Here is a 14,372-nt window from a genome sequence, read left to right as displayed (position 1 = left end):
ACATCATGCTCGGCAAAACCATAGAGAGGAACGATCATGGCTGACACGACTGCTCCCACGCCACTGATCGATATGCGCAACATCTCGATTGCCTTCGGCGGCATTCGCGCCGTCGACGATGCGTCGATCGACCTTTTCCCGGGCGAGGTTGTGGCGCTGCTCGGCCACAACGGTGCTGGAAAGTCGACGCTGATCAAGATCCTGTCCGGCGCCTACAAGCGCGATTCGGGCCAGATCTTCGTCAATGGCGAAGAGGCCTCGATCGCCAATCCACGCGACGCCAAGAAATACGGCATCGAGACGATCTACCAGACGCTGGCGCTCGCCGACAATGTCGACGCCGCCGCCAACCTGTTCCTCGGCCGCGAGCTGATGACCGGCTGGGGCACGCTCGACGATGGCGCCATGGAGGCCGAGGCGCGCAAGGTGATGGGCAGGCTCAATCCTCGCTTCCAGCGCTTCAAGGATCCGGTGGTCAAGCTTTCGGGCGGCCAGCGGCAGTCGGTGGCGATCGCGCGCGCCATCCTGTTCAACGCCCGCATCCTGATCATGGATGAGCCGACGGCGGCGCTGGGACCGCAGGAAACGGCGCAGGTCGGCGAACTGGTCATGCAGCTCAAGGCCGACGGCATCGGCATCTTCCTGATCAGCCATGACATCCACGATGTGTTCGAGCTTGCCGACCGCGTCTGCGTCATGAAGAATGGTCGGGTCGTTGGAACGGCGCGCACCGGCGACGTGACCCAGGACGAGGTGCTCGGCATGATCATTCTGGGCAAGTGTCCGCCCGGCGCCATTCCGGGCCCGGGCGCGCTGAAGATCGCTGCCTGAAGCTTCAAAAAAGCCGGCTAACTACCTGTCATGTGATATGCCAGCCGTCATGATGGTTTGGCCGCGCCATTGTGTTGCCACGGGGACTTGCCCATAAGATGGGGAACCATGGGCCGCAGCAGCAACTTGAAGAAGTTCTTCCCGATCGTCGCTTTCATCGCCGTCGCGCTGATCAGCCTGACGATGGCGGGATTCGCCTATTTCGCCACGCAGGAAGCGGCGCGCATCAAATTCGAGGCGACGGCGGACGACGCCCTCAACCGGATCGATAGCCGCATCGACCTGCATCTGTCACTGCTGCGATCGACACATGCGCTGTTCGAGGCTCGCAATGGCAACATTTCGCGGGGCGAGTTCAAGGCGTTCTTCGATGCGCTGGGTATCAACGACAATTTCGCCGGCCTGCGCGGCATCGGCTTTCTCCGGCTGGTGAGAGCCGGCGACGAGGCAGCGGTCGAGCGTGCCATCCTGCACGACTATGGCGTCAGCGATGCGATCTATCCGGCCTCGACAGCGCTGCCATGGCGTGCGCCCATCACGCTGTTCGAGCCGCTGGACCCTTCCAATCAATCCGGCATCGGCTACGACATGTTCACCGAACCGGTGCGGCGCGAGGCGATCGAAAGGGCGATGGCCGACAACCAGCAGCACGCGAGCGGGCGCGTGCAGCTAGGCCAGGAAACAGGTGCCGCGCAGACCTTCACCGGCTTCCTGGTCTTCGTGCGGCTCAACATCGAAACCGCGGCGGACGGCATCGATGCGTCCAGATCCTCGACAACAGGCTTTCTTTATGCGGCGTTCCGCGCCCGCGACCTGTTCCAGACCGCGCTCAGCCGGACACCGCTGCTGCCGGTCAACATCGAAATCTATGACGGCAAGGTGGATGCCGACCATCTTTTGTTCCAGTCGGAAACGCCGCCGGCGTCGAGCTTCGGCGACAGGTTGCTGGTTTCTCGCGAACTCACCATCGCCGGACGTCCATGGACCGTCCTGTTCAGGCCGACAAGCGCGTTCTCGCAACCCTCCTCGCGCGCCATTCCGGTGATGCTCGGCCTGTTCGGACTGCTGCTCGCGGGAACCATCGCGCTGGTGGCCCGCTATCAGGAGCGGGCCTATGACGCGGTCTCGCTGCTTCATGAGACCACGGAAAAAAGCCTGCTCGAAAAAGACCTGATGCTGCAGGAGATGAAGCACCGCATCAAGAACTCGATCACGCGGGTGCTGGCGATCGCGCGCCAGACGGCATCGCACGCCACCGACGTCCACGAGTTCTCGTCCTCCTTTTCGGCCCGGCTGCAAGCGATGGCGGCGTCCCAGGACATGCTGACGCGCTCGCGCTGGCAGAAGGCCGATCTTGGCGACCTCTTGCGCATCGAGCTTGGCCAGGTGTTCGGCAAGGAGCTTCCCGACGGGATATTGTCGGGGCCAGAGGTGTTGCTCGACGAGACGACGACGCAAGCGCTCGGCCTGACCTTTCACGAACTGGCGACGAACGCGCTGAAATATGGCGAAACCGGCAATTCGGCCAATACCAGGAACGGCGATTGGTCGCTCAAGGTCGACTGGTCGGTCGAAGGCCGCAGGAGCGACCGGACGCTGGTTCTCAACTGGCGCGAAGCCGGCAAGAAGAAGCTCGAAGCACCTGTCAAAACCGGTTTTGGCACCAAGCTGATCGATCTGAACGTGACGCGCGAATTGCGCGGTACGATCAATCGCGATTTTCACAATGGCGGATTGAGCGTGGAAATCAGGATCCCGCTGTCGGACTGAAACGCTGCCGCAAACCGTTCGTTTCCGAAACAGAGACCGGGCTCGTCCGGTCTCCGCTTCTGATGCTCTTGCGTTTGAAATGGATCAGCAGCGAGCCGTAAAGAGACGGCCACGGTTGTCGCGGTACTGGCAATAGCCATTGCGCAGGTTGCGCACCAGCAGGCCGGTACCGGCACCGATGGCTGCGCCCACCAGCGCACCCTTGCCGCCGTCAATCAGGCCGCCGGCCAGAGCGCCGACACCGGCACCGACGCCGACATCCTGCTCGGTGGTGCTGCAACCGCTGACCGCGATCGCGGCAACCATGGCAATAATCATCTTCCGCATAGGGGTCACTCCTCGCCTTTTTCCTCACTTGTAGCTCCACTCGTCACTTATCATGCGAAAAAGCGTTTTGCCTGCTCGATTTCATTGTTGGCTAAGAGAGTCTTTTTCCGAACGCGCGCCGCTCAACGCGACCTCAAGATCGGAAATCTCTACGGACGCGTCGAGCGTGCCGTCCGGGCGCACGTTCCAGACGATCCGGTCGTAATCATCCTCGAGCGCCGGATCGACGGAAAGGCATTTGGCAATGATGCGCGGAGCCTGACCCTGCACGTCGCCCAGGGCAAACGGACGCGCGGCGGTGCACTCCTGAGCGGTTTCGAAAACGCTCACCGATACCGGCAGTTCGCGGCACTCGGTCATCGTGTTCGAACAGCCGATGACCAGCAGCACGGCAGCGATATGTTCCATGGCGACGGTCCTCCCGCCATAGAACGGGCAACATCCCTCAAAGTTCCTGCGATGCAGGCTGGTGCGACCATTGGAGAAACAGATCGGCGTGAGCCAAACACGAGCCGCCGGCCACTTTGCGTCCGACGCTTTGCTTCAAATTGTTATCGCAAAACCGCTGCACACCCTCGGTTCAAGCCCGAGGGCAGCTTTTGCGCGACATGCATTAGACCAATTGGAACGCGGCGGCCAGGACGGCCACTGCAGCCAGCCCGATTGCGGCGAGGCCGGGGATCGGCGAGGAAGCACGGGGCGAACGCATTGCGGATGCTTCGAGATCCTGAAACCCGCTCATCGAAACGCGTGCGGCCTGTTCCAGCCTGTTGATGTCGGCAACCGTCAAAGCCATTCCTCCCGTGCGCAGCAACTGCGATAGACCTCATGCGGAGTGGTGTCTGAAGAAAAAACAGCATCGAGCTTTATGGTGAACAGATGGTTAAGCCGGCGCGGCCGGTATCGATCCCAGCTCTTGGCCCACCCCCTTGGCCCCAACCCTCTTGGTCCCAGCTCTCTTGGGCTCGGCTGTTGTCCGTTCAATCCGTCTCGAAATTGCCGCGAGGAACGACAAGATGGTATTCGAGACGATCCCCGGTGATTTCAAGTTTCGCCGTGCCGTTCAACGACGCAGGCACGACGCGCTCGAGCGCGACGCTGCCAAAGCGCTTCTCGCTCGGCTGATTGTCATTGGCTCCGATGGCCTCGGCCCATGTCAGCGACAGCGCGGTCTCGCCAGCGGAAGCGGCCGTCAGGTCGGCCGTCACCTCGACGAACCCGTCGGCTCGCGACAGAGCGCCGTAGCTGACAGAATTGACGGCAAGCTCGTGCATGGCCAAGCCGATATGCAGGGCCGCATTGGGATTGAGGTATGGGTTCGCACCGCGAAAACGCAGGCTGCGCACAGGGTCGGCTCCATAGCGGCCGACCTGGCCGGACACCAGTTCGCGCAGTGCCGCTCCCCGCCAGTTGGACGAGGTCACCAGGTCCTGGGATGAGGCAAGCGACTGCAGCCGGCCGCGAAAGCGTGTCAGGAAATCACTGAGCGTGTCCGAATAACGGCTGGTCTGGGTGGCGATGCTCTGGATGATGGCCAATAGGTTCTTCGAACGGTGGCTGACCTCGCGCAGCAGCGTCTTCAGGGTTTGCTCGCGACGTTTCTGCTCGGTCGTTTCGACCATGGTGGTGACGACGCCCTGCACGGCGCCGCCGTCGTCATGATCCGCGTCTATCCATATTTGGAACCAGCGGACGCCATCGTCGGCGGGAATGCTGAGCTCAAGATGTTCCGGATTGCCGGATGCGACGACCTTGCGTTTGGCCGCGCCGATGCGCTCCGCCTGCGCAAGCGGCAGGATGCCGTTGCTGTCGCCCGTGTCGGAAACCCCCGTCTCCGAACCCCCCGTGTCGGAAACCCCCGTGTCGGAAATCCAGGGCGGGCGCATGTTGCGGGCCCAGACGGTTTTCATCTCGCGATCCTGATAGAGAACCGAAATGCCGGCGTTGTGCAGCGCATGGAGAAGGGCCCGGCCAAGCTGCATTCCACTCTCAGCGGACTGCAAAGCGATGATCTCATCGCTCCGTCCGCCGTCTTTCATGTCTCCGGTTCTGGATTGCATCGTTCACTTCACCCACCCCCTCCGTGCTGAACGGCTGACGGAAAAATGGGTTCCCAAAAGAAGTCCGCCGAGCGACGTCCGGCTAAGGACACCGCCGGCGGTCGCTGGAAACCGCTTGAGGGGTGCGGCTCCCAGTGTTCGATCGCAGTTCACGACGCGCGTTTGAACAGGCCCGCAATAAGCGAAATGATCAGGAAAGCGAGAAAGATGAAAAACAGTATCTGCGCTATACCAGCCGAAGTGCCGGCGATGCCGCCGAAACCAAGAGCGCCTGCAATGATCGCAACGACGAGAAATACGAGGGCCCAGTAAAGCATGGTCCATCTCCTTCAAATAGTATGCCAAAAACGTCTTTCGCTGCCGTTTGTTCCAGCATTTCCCGAAAAAGACGATCCCTGGAAAGCTTTCCGGCTCGAATTGGATCGTCATGCGCAGGTGAGTTGCAAGTGACGTGTGCCGGCCGCAAGCGGCCAGTCCTACCGTCTGTGGAAAACGGGCGATCTGAGGAACTGTGGAAAGGGGCGCTCAGGGCCGGGCTGCCCGGCCCTATGCAGCGGCTTTCGCATGCCGGTCGAAGAACAGCGCCTGGCTGATCAGGGCCTTGACCATCTCCGGATTGAACGGCTTGGTGACGAGGAAGGCCGGCTCCGGCCGCTCGCCGGTAAGGAGGCGCTCGGGAAAAGCGGTGATGAAGATCACCGGCACCGGGGTGGTCGACAGGATCTCGTTGACCGCTTCGATGCCCGAGCTGCCGTCGGCAAGCTGGATGTCGGCCAGCACCATCTTCGGCCGCGTCTTGGCGAACATCGCCACCGCCTCGGCATGGGTACGCGCCGTTCCGACAACGCGATGGCCCAGGCTCTCGACCATTTGCTCGATGTCCATGGCGATCAGCGGCTCGTCCTCGATGATCAGCACATCGGTTGCCACTTGGCGGGAAATCTCGTTGCTGGCCTCGGCAAGAAGCTCGGAGAACTCCTGATCGTCGACGTCGAGAATCTCCGCCGCCTCGTCTTCGCTGAAACCTTCGACGGCGACCAGCAGGAAGGCCTGGCGGGGACGGGGTGAGATCGCGTTCAGATTGGCGGCGGCGCGCTGTTCCCACGCCGACTGCGGGTGTTCTTGCGGAACGCGGATGGCGACCGAGGTGAACAGCCTGGCGAAGACCTTGTAGAGCGCGATGCGGTCGTTCGACGCGGTCGGAAAGATGTCGACGTCGGCGATGATGGCTTCGAGCATCGCAGCGACCAGCGCGTCGCCACTCTCCTGCGATCCGGAGACGGCCCGCGAAAAGCGGCGCAGGAACGGCAGGTGTGGAGCGATGGTTGCGGATAGGCTCATGATGGACGTCTCCCTCTGACGTAATTGCATAGATAGCAGGCCAAGCTGATGACAAGCCCCGAAAATAAACCCTGAAAGCATAAACGCCGGCTTTCCGAAAAAGTTCCGAGGGCTTGGAACTAATGTAAGCGGAAGGCGTTTGGGATCGGGACGGGCAACCAGACGAGGGGGCCGCCTGCTTTGCGTCGTGTATGGAAGGCGGCAGGGTACTGGGAACGAAGGGCGAAATGGCGACATGAGGAAAGACAACACGGCTGGCGCTGCAACGAACCGGCGCCGGGCTGCTTCCGGCGACCCGCTCGGGCCAAACTCGGAAATCGGCCGCAAACTCAAACAATATTACGACGAGCTGGTCTCCGATAGCGTGCCGGATCGCTTCGCCCAATTGCTCAGCCAGTTGGAACGGGCCCAACCTGCACGGAAAAAGGACTGAGGCATGGCGGCCGTCTCCCAGAGCTTCAAGACGGATCTGCTCGCCTCGATTCCGAGCCTGCGGGCCTTTGCCGTGTCATTGACGCAAAACGCCGACAAGGCCGACGATCTGGTGCAGGAAACGCTGGTCAAGGCGTGGGACAAGCATGAGAGCTTCGAGCCGGGCACCAATCTCAAGGCATGGCTGTTCACCATCCTGCGCAACGAATTCTATTCGCAGATGCGCAAGCGCGGCCGCGAGGTGCAGGATAGCGACGGCATCATGACCGCCAGGTTAGCCGTCCATCCGGCCCAGCACGGCCAGCTCGACCTCAAGGACTTTCGTAGCGCGCTCGAGCAATTGCCAGAGGACCAGCGCGAAGCCATCATCCTCATCGGCGCGTCGGGCTTTTCCTACGAGGAAGCCGCCGAAATTTGCGGCTGTGCGGTGGGAACGATCAAGAGCCGCGTCAGCCGCGCCCGCACGCGGCTGCAGGAAATCCTGAAGATTTCCGGCGACGACGAGTTTGGCCCGGATGCGATCTCGGCTCAGGTGACGGGGTCGAACGCCGCCTGAGTACGGATCACCGGTAATGAGGGACCCGGTAATCGGGCTCCGGTCTGCGGACATCAAACAACAGGTCCGCGCCCGCACGCCGACGCCACTGCCTCCACGAGATCGTCTCCCGAATAGGGCTTGGTGACCAATCTGACATCCGGAAACGCCACCTTGATTTCGTCCATGTCGGAATAGCCGGAGGCGAAGACGAAAGGCACGCCCGTTTCGCGCAGCCGCGAAGCGAAATCGAGTGTCGAAGTGCCGCCCAGCATGAGGTCGACGATGGCCGCGTCGAATCGCGAGGCAATGCTCTGCCGATCGATCTCAGCCAGATCGCGGGCGATGACCACATCGCCGGCGCCATAGTCGCGGCAAAGCTGCTCGACATCCATGGCGATCAGGAATTCATCCTCCAGAACGAGAATCCGCAATCCGTCCAGCAATGGGGGCACGTGGCGATGTCTCCGTGGGGCGCAGGGAACAGCAAGCGCAAGGGATAGAGGAGTCATGATCCCTATTTGGCTTCCTGTCATTTAAAGTTATTTCGCATCCTGTCATTTAAAAAAGACATGCCGCCGCAGATGGCGGAACCTCGACGCCTGCAGGACGTTTGCTATCGCCCTCCGGAAGAGGGCTTCGAAGAGGGATTGAAATGTCTGGCCAGAACGGCCGTTCCTTGTCCGCCCGCCGGTATTCATGTGAGAACTGCCCACTGCGGCCGTTGCCGGCGTTCCGGGCGTTCGAGAAGCAGGAACTCGTCTTCGTCAATGGCTTCAAGAAGGGCGAACTGGCCGTCGACAAGGGCGACACGGTTCTGGTTGAGGGAAGCCGCAGTGCCCATCTGTATACAGTGCTGTCGGGTTGGGCTTTCCGCTACAAATTGCTGTCGGATGGCCGCCGCCAGATTCTGAACTATTCCATGCCAGGCGATCTCATCGGTCTGCAAGGCAGTCTGATGGGCGAAATGCAGCACTCCGTGGAAGCGCTGTCGCCGATGCTGCTCTGCCTGTTCGAGCGGGAGGCCCTCCCCGAACTCTACCGCAGCCATCCGGGCCTCGCCTACGACATCACCTGGATCGCCGCGCGAGAGGAGCGCATGCTGGACGAGAACCTGCTCAGTATCGGCAGACGCACCGCGCTCGAGCGTGCTGCCTATCTCATCGCCTTCATCTCCAGTCGCGCCAGGGTGGTCGGGTTGAACGGCAGGACGCCCGTGCAGATTCCGATCACACAGCAGCACCTCGCCGATACGCTCGGCCTGTCGCTGGTCCACACCAACAAGACGATCCGCAAGCTGATCGACCGCAAGCTTATCTTCTGGCGCGACGGCGGCTGCGAGGTGGTCGACAACAAAAGGCTCAAGGAACTCGCCCGCTGGGAAGGGTTGAGCGAAGGTCGCCGACCGCTGATCTGAGCGGCTAGCGGAGACGTGCCGGGCTGGACTCGGCTGCGCAAACACCCTTTCATGGGAGTTGTTCCGATTTCGGAACCTTGGGGTGGGTCGAACGTTTCGACCCGAGCAAACGCAAGGAGTCAAGCAATGGCGACTGCCGCAGGAAAGTCCCCGAACGAAAGCCGGCCGAATTCGGACCTTGAAGACGACATCAGGCAGCTGAAAGTCGACATTCAGAAACTCACCGAACAGCTGGCCGAAACCGGCCAACATGGTTACGGGGCTGCTCGTCGCGTTGCTGCGGAAGGGGTCGAGCAATTGCGCGCCCAAGGCGAAGCAGCCTTTGAAAATGTGCGCAGCAACGCCAGGGATATCGAAGCGCAAGTGGTGGCGAGCGTGCGCGAAAAGCCGGTGACGTCGCTGGCAATCGCGGCAGGCGTGGGCTTTCTGTTTGCGCTTCTCGCGCGCCGCTAGTCTCCCAGATGGGAATGCTGGCATCGTTGATCTCGGGCCTCGCCTCGGGTGAAGCCGCTGCAGTTGTGCGCCGCGCGCGCAGGGCTGCGATCGTCTATGCGCTCGCAGGACTTGCAGCGCTGTGCGGCCTCGGTTTCCTCATCGGAGCGGCCTATGTCTGGGTCGCGGGTCGCTACGGGCCGATGGCAGCCTGCCTTGGTTTCGGGGTCGGCTTCCTGCTGATCGCAGGGCTCCTCTTGCTTATCCATCAGCTGTCGGCCGGCGCGCGCGCCCGACGCCGGGCGCGGAGGCGCAATGCCGACATGAAGGCGGTCGGCATCACGGCCGCGCTCGCCGTGCTGCCGGCGCTACTCAAGGGGAAAGGCGGCCTCGGCACCATACTCGCCCCGGCGATTGCACTCGCCGCCTACGCCATCTACCGCGAGAACACAAAGTCCGATGCCGACAATCCGGATGCCGGCGAAGCGAAATAGCTGGAAGTGATTCTTCTTCGTGTTGGCAATTTCGTGTTGGCAATGATCCGAAAACCGGGTTCCACTTTTCCCTGACGCGGAGCTTTGTTCGAGGTCCATGGTCGAGCCGTCACTTCGGCAGATCCTCCAGCGGCATCGATATTTCGGCGAACACGCCTTCCGGCCGGAATTCGTGGGTCACTTCACTGGAGATGACCTTGGCCAGGCTGCGGCGGATCAGGATCGAGCCGAAGCCGTGGCGTTCGGGCGAGGCAACTTCAGGCCCGCCGCTTTCGCGCCAGGTCAGCACCAGGCGCCGGGCGCTTTTCCGAACCTGTGCCCTCCAGTCGAGATCGACCTTGCCCGACGCCGCCGACAGCGCTCCGTGTTGCAGGGCGTTGCTGGCCAGTTCATGCAGGATCAGGCCAAGCCCGACTGCCTGGTCGGGCGAAAGCAGCAGATCGGCGCCTGAGATTGTCATGCGTGGCTGATCGGCGGTGTCGAACGGCTTGACCTCGATCTGCACGAGTTCGCGAATGCCGATGCCGCGCCACTCTCTGTCGGACAGCAGGCTGTGGGCGGCGCCCAGCGCCTGAAGCCTGGCGCTGAAGGCGTCGAGGAAATCGCTCGGCTGGCGGGCATGGCGGACTGTCTGCGTCGCCAGCGCCTGGACGGTCGCCAGCGTGTTCTTGACGCGATGGTTCAGCTCGCGCAGTAACAGCCGCTGCCGCTCATCGCCGAGCTTGCGTTCGGTGACGTCGTAGTTGACGCCGAAGATCAGCGTCGGCTTGCCGTCGCCGTCGCGCTCGATGACCCGGCCGCGCGTAGCGAGCCAGCGCGGCGGACTGAAGCCCTTGACGCGGTATTCGCCAAAATAATCGTCGCCGCCGCTCAGCGCGTCGCGAAAGCGTGTCTCGGTCTGGTAGACGTCACGCGGGTCGATGGCGGCAAGGATATCGCGCGCCCTCAGCCGGGTCGAGCGCGGCAGGTCGAACAGCTCGGATAACCGGGCATCGCATTCGATCATATCGCTATGGATATCCCATGCCCAGCTCGCGAGCGATGCGGCATCGAGCGCAATGCCGCGCCGCTTTTCCTCGCGCGCCAGTGCCGCAGCGGCGCTGGCGGCGTTGCGGGTGGTGTCCTTCAATGCGAACAGGCTGGCGGCGAGGCTGGCGAGCGCCGTCAATTGTTCGAGCTGGGCGGCAGTCGGCGACGCGCGCGGCCTCCGATCGAGCACGCAGAGCGTGCCGATCCGGGCGCCGGCCACCACAATCGCCGCACCCGCATAGAAACGGAAATGATGCTCGCCAGTGACCAGCGGGCTGGCGTTGAAGCGTGAATCCATGGTCGCATCGGTCACCACCATCGGCCCGTCGCCGGCGGCAATGGTGTGGGCGCAGAAAGATGTATCGGTCTCGGCCTCGGTCTCGTCCAGGCCGACACCGGACTTGAACCACTGCCGCTCGATATCGAGCAGTGTCACCAGCGCGACAGGCGTTTGCATCACCGCGGCGGCGAGCCCACTGATAGTGTCGAAGTCAGGATCGGCCGCCGTGTCGATTGCATCGAGATCATGGAGTACGGCAAGCCGGTCCTGCGCCCTTACCACGCTAAGGACATCGACCGGCAGGTTCGGCTTTTTCACTACCCTGCGATCCACAAGGCCCCCAAATGCATCGGCTTGCAGCCATTGGCGCTGGGCCCAGTTGCCAGGCTCTGAAACCGGAACCTTCGCCTTGAGGAACCGTTACCCAACCACATTTTGCCAGCCGCGCCCGCCAGCGCCAAACGAAATGCCAGCGCCAAACGAAATGGAGGCCGATCATGCCCAAGATCGTTCCTGAAGACAAAGCCCGCCAGGGACGCTGGGGGTGGCACACTTTTCGTATCTTGATCGCCGCGCTGCTTTTGGCGTTTATCGCCTGGGGCATCGCGGAGATTTACGGCAACATGATAGACCGGACGCCGACAACCGAACAGGGCGAACTCCCCAGGAACGAACAGGGCGAGATTCCCCGGGGCTGAAGGCTTCCGATCGACTAAGCCGGGATGCATCACGCGGCCTTCGCCTGGACGGCGCGCGCCGGGACGAGAACGTTCAGCGCACCAGGATGAATTTCGATCGTCGTTTCGCGGTCAAGCCTGACCAGTTCGCCATCCATGACGGCGCGAAATTTCTTCGCAGCCGAGTGGACTTTCAAAACGGCCCGGTCAGCCTGGTGAATTTCCACATGCTCACTGTCGCGCCATTTGCCGCGCGCCATGTCGAAGAGGACCCTGACCAGTTCGCCACGCCGCCGCGCCACCGTGACATAGATGCCGAGCACGCCGCCAGCGGGATTGTCGGCATAGGGCAGATGACCCTCACCGAACAGATTGTTGGTGATGCCGATGCCGGTGGTGCGCGTCACGATCTCGGCTTCGCCGATGATCAGCGTCACCTTCATTGCCGAAGGGTTGTTGATCGCCGCCCAGGCAGCCTTCACCGAAGCCCGCATCTTTCCCAACCGCGAGCCAAATTCCATAGTCTGGCGAAGCTGAACCATCCTGGCATGCATGCCGATCGAGAACTGATGCACGAATGGCTTACCGTTGGCGGTTGCCATATCGACTGCGATCACCTCGCCGTCGGCAAAGGATTTCACGGCCGCGTCAAGGGTCTGTGGAATGCCAAGCCCGCGCGCGAACAGGTTCATCGTGCCAGCCGGTAAGATGGCAAGTGCCTTCTTCCTGCCCATCAACCGAGCCGCCGCGGCCGAAATGGTGCCGTCGCCGCCACCAGCCAGCACAATATCGACACTGTGCCTGGAAGCGATGCGGTCCAGCGTTGCGACGATGTCCCTGCCGGCAACGATTTCGATATCGATGCAGTGACCTGCTGCCTCCAACGCCTGGCGCATCCGGTCGGTGAAGGCGGAGAGATCAATCGTTCGCAGGGTGCCGCCCTCCCGGTTCAGCACCGCCGCAAATCGCATCCCCCTGCTCCGTTTTTTCTTGGCAGCCATTGGATAATTATCGGCCAGGACAGACCCAGCCACAGGTTGGAACGGGGCGGCTGAAAAAAAGTTCCACATGCTATAACGAAAATACAGGAGCGAATCTCACCGGGCGAACGCATGGCTGAGCGCGATTCGGGTGGTTTTTGCACGACGCTCGCCATGGTGTCGGAACAACCGCGCGGTCACGACGTTGTGAATGTGTAACGCCGCGACCAATCTCCCCTGCTCGCGGCGCGAGATAACGCACGAGGAGGATTTACGATGATCCGCACCCTTTTAACCACCACCGCACTCGCAGCTTTGCTTGCGACCGGTGCTTATGCGCAGTCGACCACAACTCCGGCGCCGACGCAGGACCCGGCAGTCCAGGATACAGCTCCGGCAGCTCCCGTTGCGCGTGCCGAGGGCAGCCTGGTAACCAACATCGTCGGTGAATCTGTCTATAATGGCACAGGCGACGATGCCGAGAACATCGGTAATGTCAGTGATGTCGTCTTCGATGAAAACGGTCAGGCGAAATCCGTCGTCATCGGCGTCGGCGGCTTTCTTGGCGTTGGCGCCAAGAATGTCGCTTTCGACTACAGCAAGCTGCAATGGGCCGAACGGAATGGCGACCGCTGGCTGATCGCCGAAACCACAAAGGATGAGTTGACGGCTCAGCCGGACTTCGATCGCAAGCCCTATGATCCGGCTCCTGCGGCCACCGACACCACGGCCACGGCTCCTCCAGCCCCTTCTGGCTCGACCGACACCACCGCGCAGAACGCTCCGGCGGCTCCGGCCGAACCGGCTCCGGCCGAACCCGTGAAGCGCGCTGATGGCAACCTTGCCACCAACATCATCGGTGAAACCGTCTACAACGGCACCGGCGACGATGCTCAAAACATTGGCGACGTGAACGACATCGTCCTGGCCAAGGATGGCAAGGCCGAGTCGCTGATCATTGGCGTCGGCGGCTTCCTTGAGATTGGCGAAAAGAATGTCGCCTATCAGTTCGACGAGGCCAAGTGGGCGGAGAGGGAAGGCGATCGCTGGCTGGTGGCCGAGACCACGAAGGAAGAGTTGGAGGCGCTGCCGGAGTTCGACCGCAGGCCCTATGATCCCGCCCCGGCGACAACCGCATCGACTGACGCGGCGACGCCGGCGCCAGTGACCACCACCCCTGCTGTCACTCCAGCCCCGGCGGAGAAGACCGCGGAAGCTCCGGCGGCAACGCCTGACGCCGCTGCTCCAGCCCCGGCGGACAAGACCGCGGAAGCCCCTGCGGCAACGCCTGACACCGCTGCTCCGGCTCCAATGGACAAGGCAGCCGAGGCTCCGGCTGCAGCAACGCCTGACGCAACACCCGACCAGACACAGACCGCGGCGATCGACAAGTCGGCGCTGGCCGAAATGCCGATCAACGAAATCCGCTCCGAGGATTTGGTTGGAACCACCGTCTATGGCGCCAACGATGTCAACGTCGGTGAGATTGGTGACGTCGTGCTGACGGGCGACAAGAAGGTCGACGCCGTCATCATCGACGTCGGCGGTTTCCTTGGCATTGGTGAGAAGGAAGTGGCTGTCGGCATGGATAACCTGAAATTCATGACCGACAAGGATGGCAAGCGCTATCTCTACACGAGCTTCACCAAGGAACAGCTCGAGGCGCAGGCCCCTTATGACAAGGGCACATATACGCAAAACCGCGACACACAGCGCATGATCATGCGCTAGTTTACTCCAACGACGAAAGAGGCCCGTGCCGGTAAG

Annotated in this window: 18 protein-coding genes; 9 read left to right on the top strand and 9 right to left on the bottom strand. The window is 62.0% G+C overall.

Annotation, left to right across the window (positions count from 1 at the left end):
* The first annotated feature begins 36 nt into the window (after nucleotides 1–36).
* Together BQ8794_RS03795 and BQ8794_RS03790 are read left to right on the top strand one after the other, a co-directional pair.
* Entirely contained in the window at nucleotides 37–831 is a 795-nt protein-coding gene (locus BQ8794_RS03795; protein WP_077373268.1) for an ATP-binding cassette domain-containing protein, read from the top strand.
* Between the two features lie 126 nt (nucleotides 832–957).
* Entirely contained in the window at nucleotides 958–2,601 is a 1,644-nt protein-coding gene (locus tag BQ8794_RS03790; RefSeq protein ID WP_077373387.1) for a CHASE domain-containing protein, read from the top strand.
* 84 nt (nucleotides 2,602–2,685) lie between these two features.
* Here BQ8794_RS03790 and BQ8794_RS03785 read toward each other — a convergent pair whose 3' ends face one another.
* The 6 genes from BQ8794_RS03785 to BQ8794_RS03760 form a co-directional block, all read right to left on the bottom strand.
* Nucleotides 2,686–2,928, bottom strand: coding sequence for a YMGG-like glycine zipper-containing protein (locus BQ8794_RS03785; RefSeq protein ID WP_027153471.1), 243 nt, complete (start codon nucleotides 2,926–2,928; stop codon nucleotides 2,686–2,688).
* An 81-nt stretch (nucleotides 2,929–3,009) separates the two neighbouring features.
* Nucleotides 3,010–3,336 carry a hypothetical protein gene (locus BQ8794_RS03780; RefSeq protein WP_077373265.1) on the bottom strand — a complete coding sequence of 109 codons (327 nt, stop codon included), beginning with the start codon at nucleotides 3,334–3,336 and terminating at the stop codon, nucleotides 3,010–3,012.
* A 205-nt stretch (nucleotides 3,337–3,541) separates the two neighbouring features.
* Nucleotides 3,542–3,724, bottom strand: a complete 183-nt coding sequence (locus BQ8794_RS35460) for a hypothetical protein (RefSeq protein WP_077373262.1) — start codon at nucleotides 3,722–3,724, stop codon at nucleotides 3,542–3,544.
* Between the two features lie 184 nt (nucleotides 3,725–3,908).
* Entirely contained in the window at nucleotides 3,909–4,988 is a 1,080-nt protein-coding gene (locus tag BQ8794_RS03770; RefSeq protein WP_077373259.1) for a sensor histidine kinase, read from the bottom strand.
* A 149-nt stretch (nucleotides 4,989–5,137) separates the two neighbouring features.
* Nucleotides 5,138–5,305 (bottom strand): DUF1328 domain-containing protein, encoded by a 168-nt coding sequence (locus BQ8794_RS03765; protein ID WP_023797107.1) that lies wholly within the window; start codon nucleotides 5,303–5,305, stop codon nucleotides 5,138–5,140.
* A gap of 229 nt (nucleotides 5,306–5,534) precedes the next feature.
* Nucleotides 5,535–6,329 (bottom strand): response regulator, encoded by a 795-nt coding sequence (locus BQ8794_RS03760; protein WP_077373256.1) that lies wholly within the window; start codon nucleotides 6,327–6,329, stop codon nucleotides 5,535–5,537.
* Nucleotides 6,330–6,564: 235 nt separating this feature from the next.
* Between BQ8794_RS03760 and BQ8794_RS03755 the strand changes: the two genes are divergently transcribed.
* Complete coding sequence (locus BQ8794_RS03755) at nucleotides 6,565–6,762, top strand: NepR family anti-sigma factor (RefSeq protein ID WP_077373253.1); 198 nt, start codon at nucleotides 6,565–6,567, stop codon at nucleotides 6,760–6,762.
* A 3-nt stretch (nucleotides 6,763–6,765) separates the two neighbouring features.
* Nucleotides 6,766–7,317, top strand: coding sequence for an RNA polymerase sigma factor (locus BQ8794_RS03750; protein WP_023797110.1), 552 nt, complete (start codon nucleotides 6,766–6,768; stop codon nucleotides 7,315–7,317).
* A 53-nt stretch (nucleotides 7,318–7,370) separates the two neighbouring features.
* Here the strand turns inward: BQ8794_RS03750 and BQ8794_RS03745 are convergent, their stop codons facing one another.
* Nucleotides 7,371–7,691 carry a response regulator gene (locus BQ8794_RS03745; protein WP_425293518.1) on the bottom strand — a complete coding sequence of 107 codons (321 nt, stop codon included), beginning with the start codon at nucleotides 7,689–7,691 and terminating at the stop codon, nucleotides 7,371–7,373.
* A gap of 260 nt (nucleotides 7,692–7,951) precedes the next feature.
* On the opposite strand from BQ8794_RS03745, the gene BQ8794_RS03740 reads away from it, so the two are divergent.
* The 3 genes from BQ8794_RS03740 (at nucleotide 7,952) to BQ8794_RS03730 (ending at nucleotide 9,639) form a co-directional block, all read left to right on the top strand.
* Nucleotides 7,952–8,713, top strand: a complete 762-nt coding sequence (locus BQ8794_RS03740) for a Crp/Fnr family transcriptional regulator (protein WP_077373247.1) — start codon at nucleotides 7,952–7,954, stop codon at nucleotides 8,711–8,713.
* Between the two features lie 126 nt (nucleotides 8,714–8,839).
* On the top strand, nucleotides 8,840–9,166 hold the full coding sequence (locus tag BQ8794_RS03735; RefSeq protein ID WP_077373244.1) for an ElaB/YgaM/YqjD family protein: 327 nt from the start codon (nucleotides 8,840–8,842) through the stop codon (nucleotides 9,164–9,166).
* Between the two features lie 8 nt (nucleotides 9,167–9,174).
* On the top strand, nucleotides 9,175–9,639 hold the full coding sequence (locus BQ8794_RS03730; RefSeq protein ID WP_077373241.1) for a hypothetical protein: 465 nt from the start codon (nucleotides 9,175–9,177) through the stop codon (nucleotides 9,637–9,639).
* Nucleotides 9,640–9,748: 109 nt separating this feature from the next.
* Here BQ8794_RS03730 and BQ8794_RS03725 read toward each other — a convergent pair whose 3' ends face one another.
* Complete coding sequence (locus BQ8794_RS03725) at nucleotides 9,749–11,266, bottom strand: sensor histidine kinase (protein ID WP_244554841.1); 1,518 nt, start codon at nucleotides 11,264–11,266, stop codon at nucleotides 9,749–9,751.
* Nucleotides 11,267–11,445: 179 nt separating this feature from the next.
* On the opposite strand from BQ8794_RS03725, the gene BQ8794_RS03720 reads away from it, so the two are divergent.
* A complete protein-coding gene (locus tag BQ8794_RS03720; protein WP_023797117.1) occupies nucleotides 11,446–11,646 on the top strand; it encodes a hypothetical protein in 201 nt (66 codons plus the stop codon).
* Nucleotides 11,647–11,675: 29 nt separating this feature from the next.
* Here BQ8794_RS03720 and BQ8794_RS03715 read toward each other — a convergent pair whose 3' ends face one another.
* Nucleotides 11,676–12,596 carry a diacylglycerol/lipid kinase family protein gene (locus tag BQ8794_RS03715; protein ID WP_077373235.1) on the bottom strand — a complete coding sequence of 307 codons (921 nt, stop codon included), beginning with the start codon at nucleotides 12,594–12,596 and terminating at the stop codon, nucleotides 11,676–11,678.
* Between the two features lie 285 nt (nucleotides 12,597–12,881).
* On the opposite strand from BQ8794_RS03715, the gene BQ8794_RS03710 reads away from it, so the two are divergent.
* Nucleotides 12,882–14,336, top strand: a complete 1,455-nt coding sequence (locus BQ8794_RS03710; RefSeq protein WP_077373232.1) for a PRC-barrel domain-containing protein — start codon at nucleotides 12,882–12,884, stop codon at nucleotides 14,334–14,336.
* The last annotated feature ends 36 nt before the right edge of the window (nucleotides 14,337–14,372 follow it).

It is taken from the genome of Mesorhizobium prunaredense, from assembly GCF_900156895.1.
In the GTDB taxonomy this organism is placed as follows: domain Bacteria; phylum Pseudomonadota; class Alphaproteobacteria; order Rhizobiales; family Rhizobiaceae; genus Mesorhizobium; species Mesorhizobium prunaredense.
This window is presented reverse-complemented; position numbering and strand designations above follow the sequence as displayed.

Excerpts from the sequence above, each read along its gene's own strand:
- BQ8794_RS03720 (WP_023797117.1), top strand. The coding sequence starts at position 11,446 with ATGCCCAAGATCGTTCCTGAAGACAAAGCCCGCCAGGGACGCTGGGGG.
- BQ8794_RS35460 (WP_077373262.1), bottom strand. The coding sequence starts at position 3,724 with ATGGCTTTGACGGTTGCCGACATCAACAGGCTGGAACAGGCCGCACGC.
- BQ8794_RS03735 (WP_077373244.1), top strand. The coding sequence starts at position 8,840 with ATGGCGACTGCCGCAGGAAAGTCCCCGAACGAAAGCCGGCCGAATTCG.
- BQ8794_RS03745 (WP_425293518.1), bottom strand. The coding sequence starts at position 7,691 with ATGGATGTCGAGCAGCTTTGCCGCGACTATGGCGCCGGCGATGTGGTC.
- BQ8794_RS03780 (WP_077373265.1), bottom strand. The coding sequence starts at position 3,336 with ATGGAACATATCGCTGCCGTGCTGCTGGTCATCGGCTGTTCGAACACG.
- BQ8794_RS03715 (WP_077373235.1), bottom strand. The coding sequence starts at position 12,596 with ATGCGATTTGCGGCGGTGCTGAACCGGGAGGGCGGCACCCTGCGAACG.
- BQ8794_RS03755 (WP_077373253.1), top strand. The coding sequence starts at position 6,565 with ATGAGGAAAGACAACACGGCTGGCGCTGCAACGAACCGGCGCCGGGCT.
- BQ8794_RS03765 (WP_023797107.1), bottom strand. The coding sequence starts at position 5,305 with ATGCTTTACTGGGCCCTCGTATTTCTCGTCGTTGCGATCATTGCAGGC.
- BQ8794_RS03750 (WP_023797110.1), top strand. The coding sequence starts at position 6,766 with ATGGCGGCCGTCTCCCAGAGCTTCAAGACGGATCTGCTCGCCTCGATT.
- BQ8794_RS03770 (WP_077373259.1), bottom strand. The coding sequence starts at position 4,988 with ATGCAATCCAGAACCGGAGACATGAAAGACGGCGGACGGAGCGATGAG.
- BQ8794_RS03740 (WP_077373247.1), top strand. The coding sequence starts at position 7,952 with ATGTCTGGCCAGAACGGCCGTTCCTTGTCCGCCCGCCGGTATTCATGT.
- BQ8794_RS03785 (WP_027153471.1), bottom strand. The coding sequence starts at position 2,928 with ATGCGGAAGATGATTATTGCCATGGTTGCCGCGATCGCGGTCAGCGGT.
- BQ8794_RS03710 (WP_077373232.1), top strand. The coding sequence starts at position 12,882 with ATGATCCGCACCCTTTTAACCACCACCGCACTCGCAGCTTTGCTTGCG.
- BQ8794_RS03730 (WP_077373241.1), top strand. The coding sequence starts at position 9,175 with ATGGGAATGCTGGCATCGTTGATCTCGGGCCTCGCCTCGGGTGAAGCC.
- BQ8794_RS03760 (WP_077373256.1), bottom strand. The coding sequence starts at position 6,329 with ATGAGCCTATCCGCAACCATCGCTCCACACCTGCCGTTCCTGCGCCGC.
- BQ8794_RS03795 (WP_077373268.1), top strand. The coding sequence starts at position 37 with ATGGCTGACACGACTGCTCCCACGCCACTGATCGATATGCGCAACATC.